The sequence below is a fragment of the Lactobacillus sp. UBA5813 genome (genome assembly GCF_002417895.1).
Classification (GTDB): Bacteria; Bacillota; Bacilli; order Lactobacillales; family Lactobacillaceae; genus Lactobacillus; species Lactobacillus amylolyticus.
In genome coordinates, this window is record NZ_DICZ01000021.1 from 1 (window position 1) to 20,678 (window position 20,678).

The window sequence follows — 20,678 nt, forward strand, 5'->3', positions numbered from 1 at the left end:
TTACAACGTAGCCACCAAAAACCAAAGACTTTAATTGAAATCAAATAATCATCTTTAGTATAGCAACCTATGAAAAAACAACAAGCATCATAGGCTTATTTGTCATACTTTCTGATCTTTGCTTTTTTATTTCATTTAACAATTTCACTATATTCGCATCAATATTAAAGAAAATAAATAAGCCAAATCATTAATATGACTTGACTTAGAGTAGAAAAAAGACGTAGGAAATAATTTCCTGCGTCTTTTTCTTATTGCCGATAAGCATTCAAATCAACCATAAATGGGTAGTTAGTTGCTAAATTCCCCCAAATCCAGTAAGTCAAAACGAAAAAGATGATAGACCAACCTAGATTTAGCAATAAGCTCATTAACATAATATGAACTGAAACTGTAATTAAGCCAACAAGACTTAAAACAACCCAACTATAAAGATCAAGCAAGGTTAAACCCAATAAGACAACCAAAAGACGTGACCAAAAGACCTCTGGCAAAAAACGCGCAGCTCTTTGGCAAGCCCAACAAGCAAGTGGCAAGAAAACTGTATAAATACCAATAATTCCTAATGTAGAAATATCAGCCACAATGCCTGCTCCAAGAGCTAACCAGATTTCCTTGCTATTGACATCATCAAACAGTCCAATCAGCATAATTCCAATCGGCATGATCCAGCAACTAGCACCGTATGTATTCCAAGTCATAAACTGATGTAAGTATAGTGAGATGCTGCCATCTAAAGTTAAGGCCACAAATAAAGCAATGGCTAATACCCACTCACGAAAAATGCGCATTACTTTGCCACCTTTCTGACAATAACTGAAACAACAGATGGATCATTGATTTCTCCAGCTGGTTTAATATTAATCATGTTTGACAGGCCAAAGGAGTCTCTCGTAGTTGCCTCAACTGTTCCAATTAATAATCCTTTAGGTGAATTGCCACCCATACCGCTGGTATATACTTTTGTACCCTTTTTCAGCTTGTTGCTATCAACTACTTGGGTAAAGGCTAAACCGCCATTGGTATTAACGGTAATGATTCCGTGGACAGTCTTGCCATTGGTAGCAGTAGCTTGTACGGCAAAACGGTTGGCAGACTTATCCGTTGTTGTAATCAATTCGATTTTTGATGAAGCTGCACTAACCTCAATTACACGGCCAATGACTCCTCCACCACACATGACGGCTTGATTCTTAGCAATACCGCTTGATGATCCTTTATTAATCACTAACAGATCAGACCAAGTATCAGGAGAGCGAAAAATGACAGATGCATTGATTAAACTGTATCCAGTTAACGTATCCTTCAAGTTTAGGGCTGCTTTTAACTGCTTATTCTCTGCAGCTAAAGCTTGGTTTCTTGCCTTAGTTTGTCCTAAATCAGTGACTTTGCTCTTTAAATAATCGTTCTCCTGTTGAGTATTTAGAAGACTATTTACATTATTTAAACCACCAGAAATTAAACCTAACGGAACATCGACAATCCTCGAACCAACTGCGACAATATCATTACCGAAGCTTTGAATAAATAAAGGACTATTTCTCTTATTTCTTAAGCTCACGCTTCCGCCTAAAACGGCAATAATAACAATGACAATGATAAATGCAGATAATAACTTTTTGTTTTGTAGAAATTTCTTCATACAGAAATGATCCTATAGAAAAACCGGCTTCAGCCGGATTTTTTAACTTTTATTTACGACTTCTACGCATTACTTCAATATTCTTAAGTGATTCACCAGTACCGATGGCTACACAGTCAAGTGGATCTTGAGCAATAAATACTGGAACTTTGGTAGCTTCTGAAATAACTTCTGGCAAGTTCTTTAACAAAGCACCACCACCAGTTAACACAATACCATGATCGATAACATCAGCTGCAATTTCAGGAGATGTTTGTTCAAGAGTTTCCTTAATTGCAACAATAATGTCTTGAACAACGTCTTGAATTGCTTTAGCAATATCAACTGCTTCAATATCAATTGATTTTGGCAAACCAGTTACTAAATCACGTCCACGAATATTCATTGATTCAATTCCTTCTGCTTTCTTTACGGAAGCTGAACCAATTTGAATCTTAATATCTTCTGCAGTTCTTTCACCAATCAATAAATTGAATTTTGAGTGGATAAAGTTAATGATTGCACTATTAAATTTATCACCAGCTTGACGAATTGAAGTTGATGAAACAATACCACCTAAAGAAATAGTAGCAACATCAGTAGTACCACCACCAATGTCAACAACCATTGAACCAGTTGGATCCATAACTGGAAGACCGGCACCAATAGCGGCAGCAAATGGTTCTTCAATTACGAAAGCTGCACGGGCACCAGCAACACGGGCTGCATCAATAACAGCACGCTTTTCAACTTCAGTGACGCCTGATGGAACACAAATCATTACTGAAGGCTTTGACTTGCCAACAGTTTTTTCCATGAAGTATTTAAGCATAGCAGCAGTTGTATCGTAATCGGCAATTACCCCATCCTTCATTGGACGAATTGCACGAATAGTACCTGGGGTTCTACCAATCATTTCCTTGGCTTCTGAACCAATTGCAATAACTTCACCAGTTTGCGTATTTTTAGCAACAACGGAAGGCTCTCTTAAAACAATCCCTTTGCCTTCCATATAAACTAAAGTATTTGCGGTACCTAAATCAATACCAATATTCTTTGAACCTAATCCAAACACGAAAATCTCTCCTTAATACTTGCGGTCTCTGAATCTTGAATAATTATAGCATAAAGTTTACTTAAAACTGATTTTCGTTCAAATTTTAAAGAATTTAAAACAATTCATTCTCTTTCATGCTTAAGTAATGGCCTTTGCCCAAAATAAAATGATCTAAAAAATTAATTTTCATCAAACCCGCTATTTTAATAAGATCATCCGTCAATTTAAGATCACTTTGTGAAGGCATCAGCCTTCCGCTCGGATGATTGTGAGCAACTATGATACTAGCACAATTAAACAGAACAGCCCACCTAAAAACATCACGCGGATGAACTAAAGAACGATCTAAAGTTCCCTGCGAAATTTTCTTTTCCGCGACAATATGATTGCCGTTATCAATATATAAAACCCAAAACTCTTCTTGCTTATGACCAACTAGTTTATTGGCTAAATAATTTCCAACTTCTCGACTAGAAGTGAAAACTGTATTCCTTTTTGGCTCAGACAGACGCAAACGATCTGCTACTTCTTCAATAGCAACCGCAATCTCCTGATCGCAAGCAGGACCTGAAATATAATTAAACAAATCAGAGAAAGAATACAGTTTTAGCTGCAAAATTTTTTCTTCTAGCTCCGGTAAAGTTTGATATCCTGCATCTTCCAATTGATGAAAAAGGTGAAGCAAGAGTTCTTGATCCGTATTTACAATATAATGATTTGGTTTTGTTTTTTCCATAGAAACCCCCTCATTATTAAATACGGAAAAATCATCTAATTTTTTCTAAAAATTCAAAAAAGTTTTTGCAAATCATCGTGGCATTTGCACGGTCTTTTGCCGAAGGTGCCTTTAAATCGGGAATCATAACCACTTTGATGTCCGCATTTTTAGCAGCTTGCACACCAGTTGATGAATCTTCAAAAACAAGCAAATTTTCTTTAGGTAAATTAATTCTTTTCGCAGCAGCTAGATAAATATCCGGTGCCGGTTTAGCTTTAATATTACCCTTTTGGACATCCAAATAGCTCAAATGAAAATCAAAATAGTTGCGAATTCCTGTTGCCCATAATGCATGTTCAAGTACATCCTCATAATTGCTTGAGGCAATTGCCATTTTCAGGCCTAAAGCTTGAAAACGATCCAAGGCTGCTTGGACACCCGGCTGCAATTTCAATTTTCCTTCATCAGTCCATTGCCAGACTAACTCATCAGTCCTTTTGATAAAACGATCACGCTCAGCAGTCGTTTTAAAATACTTATGATAAAAATCTTGCATTTCCTGAACAGTCGCACCTGTCAATTTTAGATAGCTGTCTTCGGGAATATCAAGCTTTGCCTCTTTTGCAGCTTGAATATTTGAATCCCAGTATAATTTTTCGGAATTAACCAATAATCCGTCTAAATCAAACAGAATACCTTTAATTTCATCATTAATCCCTTGCACTTGCATTGATTGGATCCTCCACTTGCAATATTGCACTTACTAAATAAAAAGAACCAGTTACTAACAGAATATCATTTTTAGACAATTTATTTTTTAAATTTTGGTAAGCATGGCAATAATTTGCATCGTAGGCATATTTTTCTCTTACTTCAGCGGGAAAATCGTTAAGTTTTGCTGCTCGAGGATATGGAATAGTAGTTAAAGTAACTTTATCCTGGTCTTCAAACAAATCAAAAACTTGTTTTAGATCCTTATCTTTCATCATTGTTACTAGGCAATAAAGGCGACCATCTTTATTTTTAACTTGATGCAAAAACGACAGCAAATTATTCATCGCTTGGATATTATGAGCACCATCTAAAACTATTTTCGGCGCCTTACTAATGATCTGATACCGTCCTGGAATATTGATTTGATCAATTGCCTTTTCAATCATCTTTTCTTCCAGCGGGAGATGCAATAAATAAAAAGCGGTAACAGCAATAGCGATGTCATAGCTTTCAACTAATGGTCGCTTGGCAAAAACTATTTGATGATTTTTAAAACAGTACTGAATATTTTTGGTTGTCTCAACTGTATAATCCCGGCCTAACAGATAAACTGAAGACTTTGTTTCGTTAGCTTTTTTTAGCAAAATAGGTAAAACTGTTTGCGGAACATTACCTAAAACTACAGGCTTTTTCGACTTAATAATGCCGCTTTTTTCATGAGCAATGTCTTCAATCGTTGGCCCAATAATTTTTTCATGGTCAAGTCCAATGGTTGTAATTACACTAACTTCAGGACAAATAACATTGGTCTTGTCATGTTGGCCGCCAATTCCCACTTCAATCACGGCATAATCACATCTGTTTAAGTAAAAATATTCAAAAGCAAGTGCTGTTTCATATTCAAAAGTAACTAATGCAAAGCTAGGATCGTCTTTTTGCAAAAGTTCGATTTTGCTTTCGACAATATTGGCAACCTTCACTAAATCCGAATTTGGAATGTCTTGACCATTCAGCTGGATTCGCTCATTAAATTCACGAATATAAGGTGAGACAAAAAGACCAGTCTTTTGACCTGCCTTTTGCAGTAAATTGCTTAGATAGTAAGACGTAGAGCCCTTCCCATTAGTTCCTGTCACATGAATTGTCTTCACCTTGTTTTGCGGATCACCTAAAGATGACAAAATCCGTTTAATAAAAGATAAGTCATTTTTCGGATGAAGATGCGGCAAAGAATAAAGATGTTTAATTACATCATGAGCAGTTAAAAACTTCACGCTATTTACTTTCTTTCAATTCTTGAATTCTTTCACGTACACCTGCTAATTGACTTTCGTAATCAGCTTTCTTTTCCTTTTCTTTATTAACAACAGCTTCAGGAGCATGAGCAACAAAGCCTTGGTTAGAAAGTTTCTTAGTTGAACGTTCAACTTCGCCAACTAATCTTTCTTCTTCTTTTTCCATCTTCTTTAATTCGTCGTCAACATTGACCAATTCAGTTAATGGAACAAAGACTTGTGCTCCTGGAATAACAGCCGTCTTAGCAAGTTTTGGTGCTTCAATCTTTTCAGCAACATCAAGCTTCTTTGGGTGTAAGAAGTTTTCAACATATTCGACGTTGTCATCCAAAATATGCTTGTCCTTTTCATCATCCAATTGAATCATAATATCAATTTGTGATGACATTGGAGCATTAACTTCCATTCTAATATTACGAACAGCCTTAATTACTTCAATTAAGAAGGCCATATCTTCATCTGCTTGCTTATTTTCAAATTCCTTATGAGTTTCAGGGAATTTAGCAATCATGATTGATTTGCCTTCATGAGGCATTGATAACCACAATTTTTCAGTTACGAATGGAATAATTGGGTGCATCAAACGCAAGATTTGGTCAAGAATCCAAATTAAGTTTTCTTCCTTTCTAGCCTTTAATTCTTGATCATCACCATTTAAAGCAACCTTAGAGATTTCGATGTACCAGTCACAGAAATCATTCCAGATAAAGTTGTAAAGCTCACGACCAGCTTCACCGAATTTATATTCATCAAACAAACGAATTACTTCGCCGACAATATGGTTAAGGCGATCAAAGATCCAACTGTCAGCCAAATCAAATTTTGAAGTATCTGGCATATGGGCTGGCTTAGCATCTGCTGGCAAGTTCATAATTACGAAACGTGATGCATTCCAAATCTTATTAATAAAGTTCCAAGCAGCAGAAAGCTTCTTTGGATCATAACGAGTATCCTGTCCTGGAGCAGTACCGTTAAGAAGGAACCATCTAAGAGCGTCACAACCGTATTTGTTAACAACGTCCATTGGATCAACACCGTTACCCAGTGACTTACTCATTTTGCGGCCTTGTGGATCACGCATTAAACCGTGAAGAACGACATCCTTAAATGGACGCTCATGAGTAAAGTGCAAGCTTTGGAAAATCATTCTTGATACCCAGAAGAAAATGATATCATAGCCAGTTACCAAAGCATTGGTTGGGAAGTAACGCTTAAAGTCATCAGCATTAGTGTCTGGCCAACCCAAAGTAGAAAATGGCCATAAAGCACTTGAGAACCAAGTATCAAGAACATCAGGATCTTGATCCCAATTTTCAATATCTTTAGGTGCTTCTTCACCTACATAGGTTTCACCGGTTTTCTTGTTGTACCAAGCTGGAATTCGGTGACCCCACCATAATTGACGTGAAATACACCAATCATGAACGTCACCCATCCATTGTTCCAAAGTATGTTCAAATCTTTCAGGAACAAAGTTAACCTTGCCTTCAGTCTTTTGATTTTCTAGAACTTTTTCAGCAAGGGGCTTCATCTTTACAAACCATTGTTTTGAAAGACGAGGTTCTACTTGAACGCCTGAACGTTCTGAGTGACCAACTGAGTGGACAATTGGGGCAACCTTAATTAAGTAGCCTTGCTTTTTAAGGTCTTCAACTAATTGTTTACGGCAGTCAAAACGATCCATGCCGGCATATTTGCCACATTCTTCATTCATTGTACCGTCATCATTCATAACGTTGATTCTCTTCAAGTTATGACGATTACCTACTTGGAAGTCGTTAGGGTCATGAGCTGGAGTAATCTTTACAAGACCAGTACCAAATTCAGGATCTACGTGTTGATCTTCAATAATTGGAATATGACGACCAACTAAAGGCAAAATCAACTCTTTGCCCACAATATCTTTATATCTTTCATCCCCTGGACCAACGGCTACTGCCGTATCACCAAACATAGTTTCAGGACGAGTAGTAGCGATTTCTACATAGCCGGAACCATCAACAAATGGATACTTAACATGGTAAAAGGCACCCTTGTCATCCTTGTGAATAACCTCAATATCACTCAAAGCAGTTTCAAGCTTTGGATCCCAGTTAATGATATATTCACCACGATAAATCAGGCCTTCGTTATAAAGCTGCACGAAAACCTTTCTAACAGCTTTTGATAAACCTTTATCAAGAGTGAATCTTTCACGTGAATAATCAAGTGAAAGACCCATTTTGGCCCATTGACCTTTAATAATATTTGCGTATTCGTCTTTCCATTCCCAGACCTGCTTTAAGAACTTTTCTCGACCTAATTGGTGCCGATCAATTCCTTGTTCACGCAAACGTGCCTCAACCTTAGCTTGAGTGGCAATGCCGGCATGGTCCATGCCTGGAAGGTAAAGAGTATCATAGCCTTGCATTCTCTTAAATCTAATTAAAGTATCTTGAATTGCCGTATCCCAAGCGTGACCCAAGTGCAACTTACCAGTTACATTTGGTGGTGGAATAACAATCGAATATGGGTGAGCTTTTTTGTCACCAGATGGCTTAAATAAATCTTCATCAAGCCATTTTTGATATCTGCCTTTTTCAACCTCATTTGGGTTGTATTTAGGTGCTAAATCTGTCATTAATTTTTCCTCCAATAAAAAAGTCCTAGACATAATGTCTAGGACGATTTACTAACCGCGGTACCACCTACGTTAAGCATTTAAAATGCTTCTCTTAAAGCGATAACGGCGCTGAAGTGTCCGGATCAGCCTACTGAATTTCAACTGATCAGCTAATCAAGCTACAAATCAACTTTCGGCCTCTCAGCTGTATGGCTTTTCTCTGTTAATAAAGTTGATACCTCTTGATCATTGCTGTTGCATTTGATTATAGCATGAATCTTTTTAAGAAAAAAGTTTATTATCTAATCTGCTGAATCCTTTCTGGACTTAAAGTACAATACTCACCACGTTTTAAATCAGGTGGCAAACGCAAATTACCCATCGCAATTCGATCTAATTCGATAACCTTCATCCCCACTGCAGCAAACATGCGCTTAATTTGATGGTATTTTCCTTCCTGAATTTTGATTTCAATCTGTGAAGTACCTTCTTTTTCATCTTGACTTAAAATCTTTAATGCAGCTGGCTTTAGTTTTGTATCATCACCCAAAGTCATTCCGGAAGCAAAGGTTTTGACTGTTTCTTCATTAACCAGACCGGCTATTTAGCTGTCCATCATTAGTGAGTAAAAGCAGACCAGTTGTATCTTTATCAAGGCATCCTACCGGACTAATTCCTTTATAGCGGTCTGTATTTTTTAGTAAGGAAATCACAGGCCGCTGACTTCGATCTTCTGTCGCAGATAAAACGCCTTTGGGTTTATTCATTAAAAAATAATGGAACTTTTGATAGGCAATCTCTTCTTCGCCAACCAAGACCTGATCGTTTTCGTTTACTTTTTCTTTTGGCGTTGTTACCGGGTGCCCATTTACACTCACAATCCCGGATTTAATTAATTTATGCACGTCCTTGCGTGAACCAACATTCATATTGGCCAAATACTTATCAATTTGCATTCGTCTTCACCTAACAAAAAAGCTAGAAGTTGTCCTTCTAGCCTTATCTTTATAATAGATCTTTATCTTCTTGAGCCTTGTCATCCAAAAACTTTTGATTTGGATAAATTGGGGTAACCTCAATGCCATCCATTGCTCGTTGAATCATGCCTTCAGCATCTAAACGATCTTCATAGGCACGAGCCTTATCCAACTTTGGCTTAGTCTTAGGACGAGGTGAAGCAAAAATCGTACAACAATCTTCAAATGGTTGAATTGAAAGATCAAAAGTACCGATTTTTTCCGCCCTGTCAATGATTTCAGTCTTGTCCATTGTAGCTACTGGACGAATAACTGGTGTTGTAGTGACATCATTAATTGCTACCATAGATTGCAAAGTCTGAGAAGCAACTTGGCCCACGGATTCACCATTGAAGATTGCCAATCCGCCTCTTTTGGCTCTAATTCGATCTGCCAATTGAAGCATGAAGCGGCGCTGAACTGTCATTAAGTAGCCTTCAGGAATCTTCTCTTTGATGGTTTCCTGAATTTCAGCAAACGGCACAGCAATAAAGTTGATCTTGCCACAGTAATTGGCCAAAATCCCTGTCAATTCCTTTGCCTTAGCCAATGCCTTTTCAGTTGTGTAAGGTGGACTGAAGAAGTGGACCATTTCGATTTCTACTCCACGTTTCATAGCAAGGTATGATGCTACAGGAGAGTCAATTCCGCCAGACAGCATCATAACTGCTTTACCTGCAGTTCCTACTGGCATTCCGCCAATTCCGTGCAGCATTTGGTTAGAAATATAGATTGCATCAGATCTGACTTCGATTCTTAAAACCAAATCTGGATGCTTCATTTCAGCCTTCAAATTATCCATATGGTCATACAGATAGTCGCCAACCAAGTTGTTTAGCTGATTGGTATCATATTCAAAGCGGTGATCAGCCCGTTTGGTATTGATTTTGAAGGTCATGCCATCCTTAAAAGTTTCCTGCATCAAAGCCAAAGATGTTTCTTCAATATCTTTTAAAGTTCTGGGTACCTTAATAGCTGGCGAATATGTTTGAATTCCGAAAACCTTTTTTAATCGCTTATCAATTTGCTCAAAAGGTGCACCGTTTAAAACAATATGCATCCGATCGTGGCGTGGATGAATTTCAATTTCGGGAAAATCACGCAAAACTTTAGTAACATTGCCGGCTAAACGGCCAATGAAATCTTTGCGGTTTTTACCCTTAGTTGATAATTCTCCATACCGAATCATAACTTCAGTATACCTAATCATTAATTCTCTCCTAAGTGATTTATTTTAGCAAAATGATGATATATCTTATCAAATACTTCAATAAATTGATCAGCTTCTGCTAAAGTATTTGTTTCATCAAAACTAAGACGAATTGCACTTGTTGCTATTTTATCATCAACTCGCATTGCAACCAAGGTGCTAGCTTCATCTGCAGTCTTGGATGCACAAGCAGATGTAGTTGAAACATATATATCCTGATCTTCCAAGGTATGGACTAGAGTTTCTCCTCTAATTCCTTCTAATGAAAAACAAAGAATATGTGGTGCAAAACCCGCATTGGCTGGTGAGAAGATTTTAATTCCTGGTTTATCTTGCAAGTAGTCAATGATCTTTTCCTTAATTGCTTCCTCTTTGGCAGCCTTTTCTGGCTCATTTTCCAACAAAAGACGAATTGCTTTTGCCATGCCCGCGATCGCAGGTAAATTTTCAGTTCCTGAACGCAGACCTTTTTCTTGACCGCCGCCATCGTGAAGCGGAGTCAGCATTTTGCCCTCTTTTTTATACAGAACGCCAATGCCTCGTGGAGCATGAAACTTATGTGCAGATAAACTCGTTAAATCAACTCTAGGCGTAAAAACTTTATCCCAAATGTTTTTACCTAACGCTTGAACATTATCAACATGAAATTGAATTGTCGGGTAATTGCTTAATAAATCACTAATTTCTTCAATCGGTTGAATCGTTCCGATTTCATTATTAACACCCATAATTGAAACAAGCGTTGTGTCTGAATCAATGGCATTGCGTAAATCATTAACATTAACGCGGCCATCTTTATCAACTGGCAGACGAGTTACACGGTAGCCCAAATTTTGCAAACTAGTGAAAGCATTAGCCACTGAAGCATGTTCTACACTGGAAGTAATAATGTGTTTACCAAATTCGCGTTTCTGAAAAGCTGTTCCCTTAATTGCTGTGTTATTGGACTCAGTTCCACCGGAAGTAAAGAAAATTTCGTGTTGCTTAACGCCCAACAAATCAGCAATTTGCTTGCGTGAAGCTTCCAAAAGCTGATGGGCACGATCTCCCATCTTATGCAAACTTGATGTATTGCCCCAAATTTCAGTTGCAACTTTATCATAAGTAGCTAAAACACTAGGATCAATTTTAGTCGTTGCACTATTATCAAAATAAATCAAAATTAGTTACTCCTCTAAAAAAGCGGTCAAAAAATTGACCGTTTAATAACTTATAAATTGTAACTTAAATAAAAGTAAGCTTCAATTATTTGTTATTCTTTTCTGAATAATATGAATTTTCCAATCTTTGGTAAGCACCTGGCTCAGCTTTTTCAAGCGCAGTTGCGATAGTATCAAGAGCGTTCTTATAATCATAGTCTCTTTGATATAGCTTCATTGCCTTATCTTGTGCCTTTTGAATTGCATCCCGATCAGAATACTTGTTGGAATATTGCATCGTCAGTTCAACTAAATTAGCGGAATCAATAATATCATCAGCTTCGCGTTTTAACCGTTCAACGTCATCAGAAATTTGAATCAATTCATTTGAAATTTTTTCCATATTAATACGAACTTCGCTTAATTGTTCACTGACATGACCAATTTCATTAACCACTAAAGTATACATTTGAACAAAGCTATCTGGATTTCCAGGTAGTTTGCGCCGTTGCAAACGACGATATACTAATGAGACTTCTTGCTTAAAATGCTTGATTGAATCATTAGCGACGTTTTCTGAATCATATAAGCCATCGACATCTTGTGACATTTGCTTTTGTTCGGCATCAATCTGACGCAGACGATCCAGCATAGCCAACCATGAATTTTGAATTTCTGAGTAAACGCCCTTACCATCAGCAATATTTTGCGTATCAACGGTATATTGCCGATTCATATCATTGACTTCTTGTTCGAGGTGTTTGCTTTCATCTAATTCACCGTGAGTTAATTCATAGCTTTCATCAATATGACGCAATTTTTCAACTAATTTTTTAGAAGCAATTTGCTGATGTGAGATCAGCGTGAACATCTTGCTTTGGTTTTCTTCGACAAATGGCCGTGCTTTATATTCTGTTGCTAAAACATTGTATAAATCATCGATTTGAGAAGCAATCTTCTTATTTTCCTTATCAAGTTCATCAATCTTCAATCCAGCAAGCAGGTTGCGTGCTGAATCAATTTCTTCATGAATCTTTTTAATTTCATCAAGCACATTAACCTTATTAATGTAAAACTTTTCTGAAATCATCTTTTTGTAGGCATCTGAAAGCTCACTTAATTGATCTTGAAAGACGGTTTCAAGCTTGTGCTCTGCTTCTTTGATTTTTGGCAATTGCCCTTTCAACTCGTTTAAGGCTACTTTGATCTTGGTTAAAACCCGCTTAGCTTCGACGTGATCGCCTTGAGAAGACAGGTTTTTAGCTTCATCAAAATCGCTTTCCATTGAAGTTAACTCATTTTCAAGTTGATCAAGTGCGCTACCGTAATTAAAAGAATCAGCAAGAATATTCTTTCTCATTGAACGGTAGGTTTTAATTAAAGCATCATATTGCAGCTGATTTTCCCGATTAGATTCAAGTAGATCATTAAAGACGTCTTGCGTATTTTTCATATCATCAAGCGTACTATTAATAATTTCTTGAGCTTTTTTAATATTTTTGCGTGCCTTAAACAAGTGATAAGAAGCATTCTCGTCAGCAGCTAGTTCAAGTAAATGCTGTACTTCCGGTATTTCAGCAGTTGCGGCATCTTGATAGCACTTGCGCCAGGTGTTGAGCGTAGTTAAACTCTCACCTGCTAAGTCCATCTTATCCAGTCGTTTAATATCACGTTCCAAATGCATTTTGGCAATTTTGTCAACTGAATTGTCAATAGCTTCAATTTCATGCAAATGCTTGCGATTTTGAATAATAATAAATCCAACAATCAAGATTATTAAAATAATGATCGCAATTATAATTAAGGTTTGAACTGATGACATTGTATATCCTCCAAAACTACCATAATTATACCAAAACACAGAAAAAACGGGATAAAAGCGAGCCTTTTCTTGATTTATTCTTATCTGCCTTTTATAATAGTGTTCGTGTAAAATATTTGCAGCTATAAGTGACAAGAACGTCAACACCTCAATACGCTATCTAGTGAACGAGTAACCCACGCTGCAACGGACGAAAATGAAAATTGAGATGCACGAATGTTGAACTTATTTGTGATATTTTACTCCAAAAATTATTATTAGATTTTATTGGAGGATTTATTTATGTCAAGATATACAGGTCCAAGTTGGAAACGTTCAAGAAGATTAGGTGTTTCACTTTCCGGTACTGGTAAGGAAATTGCTCGTCGTAACTACGCTCCAGGTCAACACGGTCCTAACAGCCGTGGTCGTTTATCAGAATATGGTGAACAATTACACGAAAAGCAAAAGTTACGTTGGACATACGGCTTGAACGAACGCCAATTTAGAGCTTTGTTCGCTCGTGCTGGTAAGATTCGTGAAGGTCAACACGGTACTAACTTCATGATTTTGCTTGAACGTCGTTTGGACAACATCGTTTACCGTCTTGGCTTGGCAACTACTAGAGAACAAGCAAGACAATTGGTAAACCACGGTCACATCACAGTTGATGGCAAGCGTGTTGATATTCCTTCATACGAAGTTAAGGTTGGTCAAACAATCGGCTTGAAGGAAAAGTCAAAGAACTTGCAACAAGTTAAGGATGCCCTTGATGCAGTTACTGCACGTCCATCATACGTTACCTTTGATGATAACAAGATGGAAGGGAGCCTTGTTCGTTTACCAGAACGTGACGAAATGGATCCTAACGTTAACGAAGCTCTTGTTGTTGAATGGTACAACAAGTTACTTTAATTTTTACGTTACATTCAAAGAAAACCTTTCCCCTATGGGAAAGGTTTTTTTCTTGCTATAATTTTAATCGAGGTGAAAAAAATGACGCAAGATTTAAGTAAGCGTGTTGAGCAAGCTGCTCAAGGAATTACTCCCCAAACTAAACCCGATGAGCGAAGAAGATATTTAGGTTCTTTACGCGAACGAGTTTTAGTAAGAATGAATAATACTGAAATTAAAGATCCAAATTTAACAGCCTTGTTTTTAGAACATATTGATGACTATCAAGGCTATACCGTTTTAATCAATGGCAATATCGAAGATAATTCATTTTTAGGAAAAATCGAAGGTCTTTGCAGCCAAAAAAATATTCCATTCACATTAATTAATGATGATTCAGCTAAAACAGGTCCACAAGATACAGCTGTGTTGGTTGTCGCCAAGACGGCAATTAATAAAATGCGCGTTGAAATCAATCAGGTTTACCCTTCCGAACTACCTAAAGAAAAACTGACCTCATCAAGTACACAAAAGAAAGGCAGCTTTTGGCATCGTCTTTTCCACGGTAATAAATAATGAAACCATTAGCTTACAGAATGCGACCACAAAATCTTGATGAAGTTGTTGGACAGCAACATTTAATTGGACCAGGCAAAATCATTCGCCGGATGGTCGAAGCCAAATTACTATCATCCATGATCTTGTATGGTCCTCCTGGAATTGGAAAAACCAGCATTGCCAGTGCAATTGCCGGTTCAACCAAATATGCCTTTAGAAAACTAAACGCGGCCACAGATAGCAAGAAGCAGTTGCAACAAGTAGCAGAAGAAGGCAAAATGAGCGGTACAGTAATTTTGCTGCTCGATGAAATTCACCGTCTCGACAAAACAAAACAGGATTTTTTATTGCCATTGCTAGAATCCGGACAAATTATCCTTATTGGTGCAACAACTGAGAATCCATATATTGCGATCTCTCCCGCTATTCGTTCACGCTGTCAAATTTTTGAATTAAAGCCTTTGTCAGAAGATGATGCAGACAAGGCAATTCAACGCGCGTTGCATGATCAAGAAAACGGCTTGGGCAAATATAATGTTACCTTAACCAAGGATGCTGAAAAATTATTGATAGAAAAAGGAAACGGTGATCTGCGTGCTACCTTAAATGGCCTGGAATTGGCTGTTTTATCAACTAAACAAGAACTGCAGGAAGCTGGAAAAGAAAATCAGTATTTTACGATTAATCAACAAGAAATGGCTGATTCAATTCAAATGAAGAGCCAAAATTTTGACGCTAGTGGAGATGGTCATTACGATCTGGTTTCTGCTTTTCAAAAATCAATTCGTGGATCCGACGTCGATGCTTCCTTGCATTATCTAGCACGTTTGATCGATTCTGGAGATTTAATCTCAATTTGTCGCCGTCTTTCAGTAATTGCTTATGAAGATATTGGCTTAGCCAATCCTGCAGCGTGTCAACATGCTGTAATCGCTATTCAAGCTGCTCAACAATTAGGTTTTCCTGAAGCGAGAATTCCATTAGCTAACGCAGTGATTGAATTGGCTCTTTCGCCAAAAAGCAATAGCGCTATTTCTGCTATTGATGAAGCAATTGCTGACGTACAAAATAAAAATGTCGGTTCTATTCCAGCCAGTCTAAAGGATGCTCATTATAAAGGGGCAAAAAAGTTAAATCATGGCGTCGATTATATTTATCCGCATGACTTTCCTAATGATTGGATTGCGCAACAATATTTGCCAGATAATTTATTAAATACACATTATTTTAAGCCAAAGGGCAATTCAAAAATTGAAAAAGGTCTGCTCACCACTTACAAAACATTGAAAAAGATGCAAGCGGATGGACTTATGAAAAAGACTAAGAATCAATAATGGAAAGGCTTTCTATTTTCTTGACAAGCGACATAAACTTTCGTATCATAATAAGTGATCTGAGTTGATCGACAAGCTTAAATGTATAAAGTTGACCGATCAAACTATAAGACGTGGGAGCTAGTAAATAACTACCGAATCGGAATACTGACTTGTTTCAGGATCCATATTCGTTGCGATACTAGTTCAAAAATTGAACATTGCGGGTTCAACAAGCGTCATTATGCTATGTTCAGTCAGCTCAGATTTCCTTAGATAATTAAGAGGACGGTCGTGATGACCGCCCTTTTTTATATATTGGAGTGAATTTTTAATGATCATTAAAATCGCAATGATAATCTTTATTATATTGTTGCTTTTGACTGCATGGTACATGTGGCACCTTCGCAGCGGTCAATTTTTAATCTACGATGTAGGAAGTCATCCAGAACTGGCAAAAGCCTTAACCTGGACTTCCATTGCCTTAATGTGCGAAAGTGTGCTGGGTCTGATTATCGTCTTTTTTGGCAACAAATATATGAATTTGATTACCATTGCATTGGCCTGCTTGACTATTTTAATTTTTGGCTTATTATTTAAACAAAACAATTAATAACATGTTAGTAAATTTGGTAAAATAGATGTAGGAAGAGGTGCTTATAAGTGCTTACACAATATCAACACATTCAAGTTTCTGTTGATGGCTCAAAAGAGGCTGATCTCGCTTTCAGTAAAGCCGTTGCTATCGCTAAACGTAATGGTGCTAAACTAGAAATTCTGCACGTAATTGATACTAGATCATTCCAAAATGTTTCTAGTTTTGATTCAGCTATGGTTGAACAAGTTTCTGAAGATGCCAAAAAGTACATGGAAGAATATTACCAACGTGCACAAAAAGCTGGCGTAAAGGATGTTCATTATTCAATCGAATTTGGTTCACCCAAGACCATTATTGCTCATGATTTTCCTAAAAAGCACAATATTGATTTAATCGTTATCGGAGCAACTGGTCTAAATGCGGTTGAACGTTTATTGATCGGTAGTGTCACAGAATATGTCACTAGAACTGCAAATTGCGATATCTTGGTTTGTCGTACTAAGGAAATCGAAGACGCTTTGGCTACTGATTAGTTTCAGAGTAAAAAATACGGATCTGATTTATTGTCAGATCCGTATTTTCTATACTTTAGAAATCGCCAGCCGTACTGAACATATAATCTTTATTATGAAATTTCATCGAAAGAATCATTCCAATACCGATCATATTACCAATTAAAGCTGACCCACCTTGAGAGATAAACGGTAGCGGAATACCAGTCAACGGCAAAAGATCGATGCTCATTCCGATGTTTTCAAAAACGTGGAATAAAATCATCATAATAACACCGGTAGAAATGTATGAGTAAAAGGCATTTCCAGTATCAAAGGTGATTTTTACCATTTGAATAATCAAGTAAAGATAAATCAAGATTACGGCAACACTACCAACAAAACCAAAGGTTTCACCAATTACTGAGTAAATCATATCAGAGCCACGTACTGGTACGTAAACGCTTATTTTACCAAAGCCATTACCAAAGATTTGCCCTGATCCAATAGCTTGCATACTCTGCCATAACTGATATGCACTATCAGAGGTCCCAGTTGATGGACTTAACCACGAATCAATTCTGGCAAACTGATAGGCCTGAAAGAAATGACTGAGTAATTGTCTACCGGCCGTAGTCGTAACCAAGATAATAACTCCGGTAGCTAAAACCGCTACAATACTGAAAGCAGGAATAATAATTTTCCAAGTAATGCCTGAAACTAAAATTACACCATCAACAATTGCAAAGAAGACTAGCATGGTACCAAAGTCATTTTGCAATTTCAGCAGAATAGCTACCGGCAATAGCCACAAAAATATTTTTCCAATTAAGATCCAGTCGTTACGCAAAGTATGCGCAAATTGCTGATTATGTTTATGTACTACTCTAGCCAGCATTAAAATAAAAGCTGGCTTCATAATTTCTGATGGCTGAAAAGTAAGTGGTCCTAATTTAAACCAACTTTTAGCACCAGTCGTTGCAGCTACCTGTCTGTTATATAGAAACAGAACAGCGATTAAAAGAAAAATACCTAAACCAAAAACATATGGAGCTATCTTATACAATTGTTTCGCATCAAATTGCATAACAAAGACCACAATTCCGATGGAAATAAGGTACCAAGCAGTCTGCATTAACACCCCTTTTACGGGTGAACCTAAGTTTGACGTATCATTAGCATATGCAACATAGATAGCATATAGACCAATTAAAGCCAAAAGAGCAACCGGAATTACTATATTCCAAGCTATACGGTCAATTAAACTAGTTTTATTTTCTACTTTAACCATTTAAAGAATCACTACTTAATATTATTTTTCATGTAAAGCGAAGTAAGAAAGTAAATCATTAATACTGCTTTCCAAACTCTTAGCAAAAAGAATGTTGCTTGTTTTGGCAGTAGTTGCACGGTAACGACCATCAACTTTTTCAATTAAACCAATGGCCTTTTTGTTAGGAATTACAACTTTCCAAGTAGGTACACTCTTTCCTTTGAGTTCATTAACTTCGATATCAATATTCTGAGTTTTTTTAGACATAATTTCTCCTATTTTTTATTTGGATGAAACTTTTTTGCAATTATTGGATCTTCATATTTTTCTGGATGATGATTCCTAAAAATTGTAAAATTGTCCGACACTGGATCTACTCCACCGCGAACAAAGGGATTACAACGCAAAATGCGACAAATCCCCATAATTAGTCCTAAAATTGGACCGTGTTTTTTTAAAGCATCGATCATATAGTTCGAACAAGTTGGGTAATAACGACAACTTGGCGGAAATAAAGGTGAAATAAATTTCTGATAAAATCGAACCAAAGAAATCATTGCTTTTTTAAGCAAACGCATTCTAGTAACGCTTGTGCTTTTCAATATTTTTAAGTAAAGTACCTGTTCCTAAAGCAACAGCTTCCAATGGATGATCAGCCGTTAATACAGGAACTTGTAAATGGTAAGAAATTAATTTATCAATATTTCTAAGCAAAGCTCCACCACCAGTAAGCATAATACCGCGATCGATGATATCTGCTGATAATTCAGGTGGCGTAGTTTCAAGAACATCCTTAGTTGAGGCTACAATTGACATCAAGCCATCGTGCAAAGCTTCTTGAATTTCCTCAGCAGTGACAGTAGTTTGTTTTGGCAAACCGTCAACTACATCACGACCACGAACTGTGATTGAAACATCAGGATCTGGTTCAAAAGCGCTGCCGATTTGAATTTTAATATCTTCAGCAGTCCTTGAACCAATCAAAAGATTATGCTTGTTCTTAATGTAGCTTACAACGGCTTGATTCATGCTATCACCAGCATAGCGAAGCGACTTGGAAGTTACAATTTCGCCCATTGACAAAACCGCAATATCAGTCGTTCCCCCACCAATATCGATTACCATGTTTCCTTGTGGTTTAAAAATATCCAAACCTGCACCAACAGCAGCAACTTTTGGCTCAAAATCAAGATATACTTTACCGCCACCGGACTTTTCTGCAGCCTGAATAATAGCTTTTTGTTCAATTGAAGTAACACCAGTAGGTGCACAAATCAAAATATTAGGCTTTGACATAAAGCCTTTAACATTAAGCTTTTCAATAAAGTATGACAACATTTCTTCAGTAATATCGAAGTCAGCAATGACACCATTTTTCAATGGACGAATGACTCTAATATTACCTGGGGTACGACCCACCATTTTATATGCTTCAGTTCCGACAGCTACTACTTTGTTAGTAGAAGTATTTACAGCCACAACTGAAGGTTCATTTAAAACAATACCTTTGCCAGAGACATTAATAAGTACGTTTGCAGTCCCTAGATCAATTCCAATATCTCGTGCCACAATAACCCTCCCTAGTATTCAAGTTACATTTTACCATAAAATACGGCACCTGGCCCTAACTGTCAATGTTTTAAGCATTCCTTAAAACAAATTGCTTAATTGCATCGATGTATCGATAAAATTGATAACGAAACTAGCAACTAAATATCCTAAAGCGATCGCAATGAAGATAAATAGCAGCTGCGTTTCAAAAACTCTGCCTTTACGCGTAAATTTTTCAATTTGCAAGGCTTTAACAGCTTGAAAAGATAAGCCAATGCTTACTAGATAAATAAAAATACTAATGATCGCGTGAACGCCTAATTGAAACATTTTTTCTCCTAATAAAAAAAGGCGGATGCAATCCACATCCACCTTTTCATTTGCTTTACTTTTTAGTATTGTGAACACTAATTCTATTCACGGCACGTTTCAAAGCAATCTGTGCTCTTTCAAGTGAGCGTTGATCATGCTTTTCACGAGCTTCTTTCATCCGCTTTTCAGCACGTTCCTTAGCTGCTTCAGCACGAGAAACATCAATATTACGAGCTCTTTCGGCACTATCAGCAATTATAGTAGCTGTATTGTTTGAAAATTCAATATAGCCACCATTAACTGCAATATGATCAACCTTACGGGACATTTCACGACTTCTTCTAACCTTTACATCGCCAATGGCTAATGGAGTTAATAAAGGCGTGTGTCCATACATGATTGAACGTTGACCATCAATCGCACGCATATCAATAATGCTGCTACGGTGTGAATAAATTAATCCATCTGGAGTTACAATATCTACTCTAAAAAGCTTTTCTGGATCTGCCATTTGA

At 37.1% G+C, this 20,678-nt stretch carries 21 protein-coding genes and 1 pseudogene; 5 read left to right on the forward strand and 17 right to left on the reverse strand.

The window, feature by feature from the left end:
* Nucleotides 1-251: 251 nt before the first annotated feature.
* The 11 genes and pseudogenes from mreD to ezrA form a co-directional block, all read right to left on the reverse strand.
* Nucleotides 252-791 (reverse strand): rod shape-determining protein MreD, encoded by a 540-nt coding sequence (gene mreD, locus B2008_RS03960; protein ID WP_281828044.1) that lies wholly within the window; start codon nt 789-791, stop codon nt 252-254.
* Entirely contained in the window at nt 791-1,642 is an 852-nt protein-coding gene (mreC, locus tag B2008_RS03965) for a rod shape-determining protein MreC (RefSeq protein WP_281828042.1), read from the reverse strand. The genes mreD and mreC overlap by 1 nt, the downstream gene beginning before the upstream one ends.
* A 49-nt stretch (nt 1,643-1,691) precedes the next feature.
* Entirely contained in the window at nt 1,692-2,696 is a 1,005-nt protein-coding gene (locus tag B2008_RS03970; RefSeq protein WP_281828040.1) for a rod shape-determining protein, read from the reverse strand.
* Nucleotides 2,697-2,790: 94 nt separating this feature from the next.
* On the reverse strand, nt 2,791-3,414 hold the full coding sequence (locus tag B2008_RS03975; RefSeq protein WP_281828038.1) for a JAB domain-containing protein: 624 nt from the start codon (nt 3,412-3,414) through the stop codon (nt 2,791-2,793).
* A 31-nt stretch (nt 3,415-3,445) separates the two neighbouring features.
* A complete protein-coding gene (locus B2008_RS03980) occupies nt 3,446-4,126 on the reverse strand; it encodes an HAD family hydrolase (protein ID WP_006351402.1) in 681 nt (226 codons plus the stop codon).
* Entirely contained in the window at nt 4,107-5,384 is a 1,278-nt protein-coding gene (locus tag B2008_RS03985; protein WP_281828035.1) for a bifunctional folylpolyglutamate synthase/dihydrofolate synthase, read from the reverse strand. Before B2008_RS03985 ends, B2008_RS03980 begins: the two co-directional genes overlap by 20 nt.
* A gap of 1 nt (nt 5,385) precedes the next feature.
* Complete coding sequence (locus tag B2008_RS03990) at nt 5,386-8,025, reverse strand: valine--tRNA ligase (protein WP_281828033.1); 2,640 nt, start codon at nt 8,023-8,025, stop codon at nt 5,386-5,388.
* A 280-nt stretch (nt 8,026-8,305) separates the two neighbouring features.
* Nucleotides 8,306-8,963 (reverse strand): annotated as a pseudogene (locus B2008_RS03995) (pseudouridine synthase).
* Between the two features lie 49 nt (nt 8,964-9,012).
* On the reverse strand, nt 9,013-10,230 hold the full coding sequence (gene thiI, locus B2008_RS04000; protein WP_281828046.1) for a tRNA uracil 4-sulfurtransferase ThiI: 1,218 nt from the start codon (nt 10,228-10,230) through the stop codon (nt 9,013-9,015).
* A 2-nt stretch (nt 10,231-10,232) separates the two neighbouring features.
* Nucleotides 10,233-11,393: a cysteine desulfurase family protein gene (locus tag B2008_RS04005; RefSeq protein ID WP_281828032.1), complete on the reverse strand. Its 1,161-nt coding sequence runs from the start codon at nt 11,391-11,393 to the stop codon at nt 10,233-10,235.
* 85 nt (nt 11,394-11,478) lie between these two features.
* Nucleotides 11,479-13,194: a septation ring formation regulator EzrA gene (gene ezrA, locus B2008_RS04010; RefSeq protein WP_281828031.1), complete on the reverse strand. Its 1,716-nt coding sequence runs from the start codon at nt 13,192-13,194 to the stop codon at nt 11,479-11,481.
* A gap of 282 nt (nt 13,195-13,476) precedes the next feature.
* Between ezrA and rpsD the strand changes: the two genes are divergently transcribed.
* The 5 genes from rpsD to B2008_RS04035 all read left to right on the forward strand — a co-directional run bounded on the left by rpsD (nt 13,477) and on the right by B2008_RS04035 (nt 17,069).
* Entirely contained in the window at nt 13,477-14,088 is a 612-nt protein-coding gene (gene rpsD, locus B2008_RS04015) for a 30S ribosomal protein S4 (protein ID WP_281828030.1), read from the forward strand.
* A gap of 81 nt (nt 14,089-14,169) precedes the next feature.
* Nucleotides 14,170-14,643 (forward strand): YueI family protein, encoded by a 474-nt coding sequence (locus B2008_RS04020; RefSeq protein ID WP_281828029.1) that lies wholly within the window; start codon nt 14,170-14,172, stop codon nt 14,641-14,643.
* Nucleotides 14,643-15,959: a replication-associated recombination protein A gene (locus B2008_RS04025; protein ID WP_281828028.1), complete on the forward strand. Its 1,317-nt coding sequence runs from the start codon at nt 14,643-14,645 to the stop codon at nt 15,957-15,959. The genes B2008_RS04020 and B2008_RS04025 overlap by 1 nt, the downstream gene beginning before the upstream one ends.
* Before the next feature lie 313 nt (nt 15,960-16,272).
* Nucleotides 16,273-16,551 (forward strand): hypothetical protein, encoded by a 279-nt coding sequence (locus B2008_RS04030; RefSeq protein ID WP_281828026.1) that lies wholly within the window; start codon nt 16,273-16,275, stop codon nt 16,549-16,551.
* Nucleotides 16,552-16,601: 50 nt separating this feature from the next.
* Entirely contained in the window at nt 16,602-17,069 is a 468-nt protein-coding gene (locus tag B2008_RS04035) for a universal stress protein (protein ID WP_281828025.1), read from the forward strand.
* Nucleotides 17,070-17,124: 55 nt separating this feature from the next.
* On the opposite strand, the gene B2008_RS04040 is transcribed toward B2008_RS04035, so the two are convergent.
* The 6 genes from B2008_RS04040 to B2008_RS04065 form a co-directional block, all read right to left on the reverse strand.
* Nucleotides 17,125-18,318, reverse strand: coding sequence for an FtsW/RodA/SpoVE family cell cycle protein (locus B2008_RS04040; protein WP_281828023.1), 1,194 nt, complete (start codon nt 18,316-18,318; stop codon nt 17,125-17,127).
* A gap of 21 nt (nt 18,319-18,339) precedes the next feature.
* On the reverse strand, nt 18,340-18,567 hold the full coding sequence (locus tag B2008_RS04045) for a DUF2969 domain-containing protein (protein ID WP_281828021.1): 228 nt from the start codon (nt 18,565-18,567) through the stop codon (nt 18,340-18,342).
* Nucleotides 18,568-18,575: 8 nt separating this feature from the next.
* Entirely contained in the window at nt 18,576-18,878 is a 303-nt protein-coding gene (yidD, locus tag B2008_RS04050; protein ID WP_281828020.1) for a membrane protein insertion efficiency factor YidD, read from the reverse strand.
* 1 nt (nt 18,879) lies between these two features.
* Entirely contained in the window at nt 18,880-19,869 is a 990-nt protein-coding gene (locus tag B2008_RS04055) for a rod shape-determining protein (RefSeq protein ID WP_281828018.1), read from the reverse strand.
* Between the two features lie 81 nt (nt 19,870-19,950).
* Nucleotides 19,951-20,181: a DUF1146 family protein gene (locus tag B2008_RS04060; RefSeq protein WP_006351761.1), complete on the reverse strand. Its 231-nt coding sequence runs from the start codon at nt 20,179-20,181 to the stop codon at nt 19,951-19,953.
* A 55-nt stretch (nt 20,182-20,236) separates the two neighbouring features.
* Nucleotides 20,237-20,674 (reverse strand): F0F1 ATP synthase subunit epsilon, encoded by a 438-nt coding sequence (locus tag B2008_RS04065; protein ID WP_281828017.1) that lies wholly within the window; start codon nt 20,672-20,674, stop codon nt 20,237-20,239.
* Nucleotides 20,675-20,678: the final 4 nt, after the last annotated feature.

Coding starts and splice junctions, on each gene's coding strand:
- B2008_RS04025 (WP_281828028.1), top strand. CDS start 14,643: ATGAAACCATTAGCTTACAGAATGCGACCACAAAATCTTGATGAAGTT.
- B2008_RS04060 (WP_006351761.1), bottom strand. CDS start 20,181: ATGTTTCAATTAGGCGTTCACGCGATCATTAGTATTTTTATTTATCTA.
- B2008_RS03975 (WP_281828038.1), bottom strand. CDS start 3,414: ATGGAAAAAACAAAACCAAATCATTATATTGTAAATACGGATCAAGAA.
- mreC (WP_281828042.1), bottom strand. CDS start 1,642: ATGAAGAAATTTCTACAAAACAAAAAGTTATTATCTGCATTTATCATT.
- B2008_RS04065 (WP_281828017.1), bottom strand. CDS start 20,674: ATGGCAGATCCAGAAAAGCTTTTTAGAGTAGATATTGTAACTCCAGAT.
- mreD (WP_281828044.1), bottom strand. CDS start 791: ATGCGCATTTTTCGTGAGTGGGTATTAGCCATTGCTTTATTTGTGGCC.
- rpsD (WP_281828030.1), top strand. CDS start 13,477: ATGTCAAGATATACAGGTCCAAGTTGGAAACGTTCAAGAAGATTAGGT.
- B2008_RS04040 (WP_281828023.1), bottom strand. CDS start 18,318: ATGGTTAAAGTAGAAAATAAAACTAGTTTAATTGACCGTATAGCTTGG.
- B2008_RS03980 (WP_006351402.1), bottom strand. CDS start 4,126: ATGCAAGTGCAAGGGATTAATGATGAAATTAAAGGTATTCTGTTTGAT.
- B2008_RS04020 (WP_281828029.1), top strand. CDS start 14,170: ATGACGCAAGATTTAAGTAAGCGTGTTGAGCAAGCTGCTCAAGGAATT.
- yidD (WP_281828020.1), bottom strand. CDS start 18,878: ATGCGTTTGCTTAAAAAAGCAATGATTTCTTTGGTTCGATTTTATCAG.
- ezrA (WP_281828031.1), bottom strand. CDS start 13,194: ATGTCATCAGTTCAAACCTTAATTATAATTGCGATCATTATTTTAATA.
- B2008_RS04030 (WP_281828026.1), top strand. CDS start 16,273: ATGATCATTAAAATCGCAATGATAATCTTTATTATATTGTTGCTTTTG.
- B2008_RS04045 (WP_281828021.1), bottom strand. CDS start 18,567: ATGTCTAAAAAAACTCAGAATATTGATATCGAAGTTAATGAACTCAAA.
- B2008_RS03990 (WP_281828033.1), bottom strand. CDS start 8,025: ATGACAGATTTAGCACCTAAATACAACCCAAATGAGGTTGAAAAAGGC.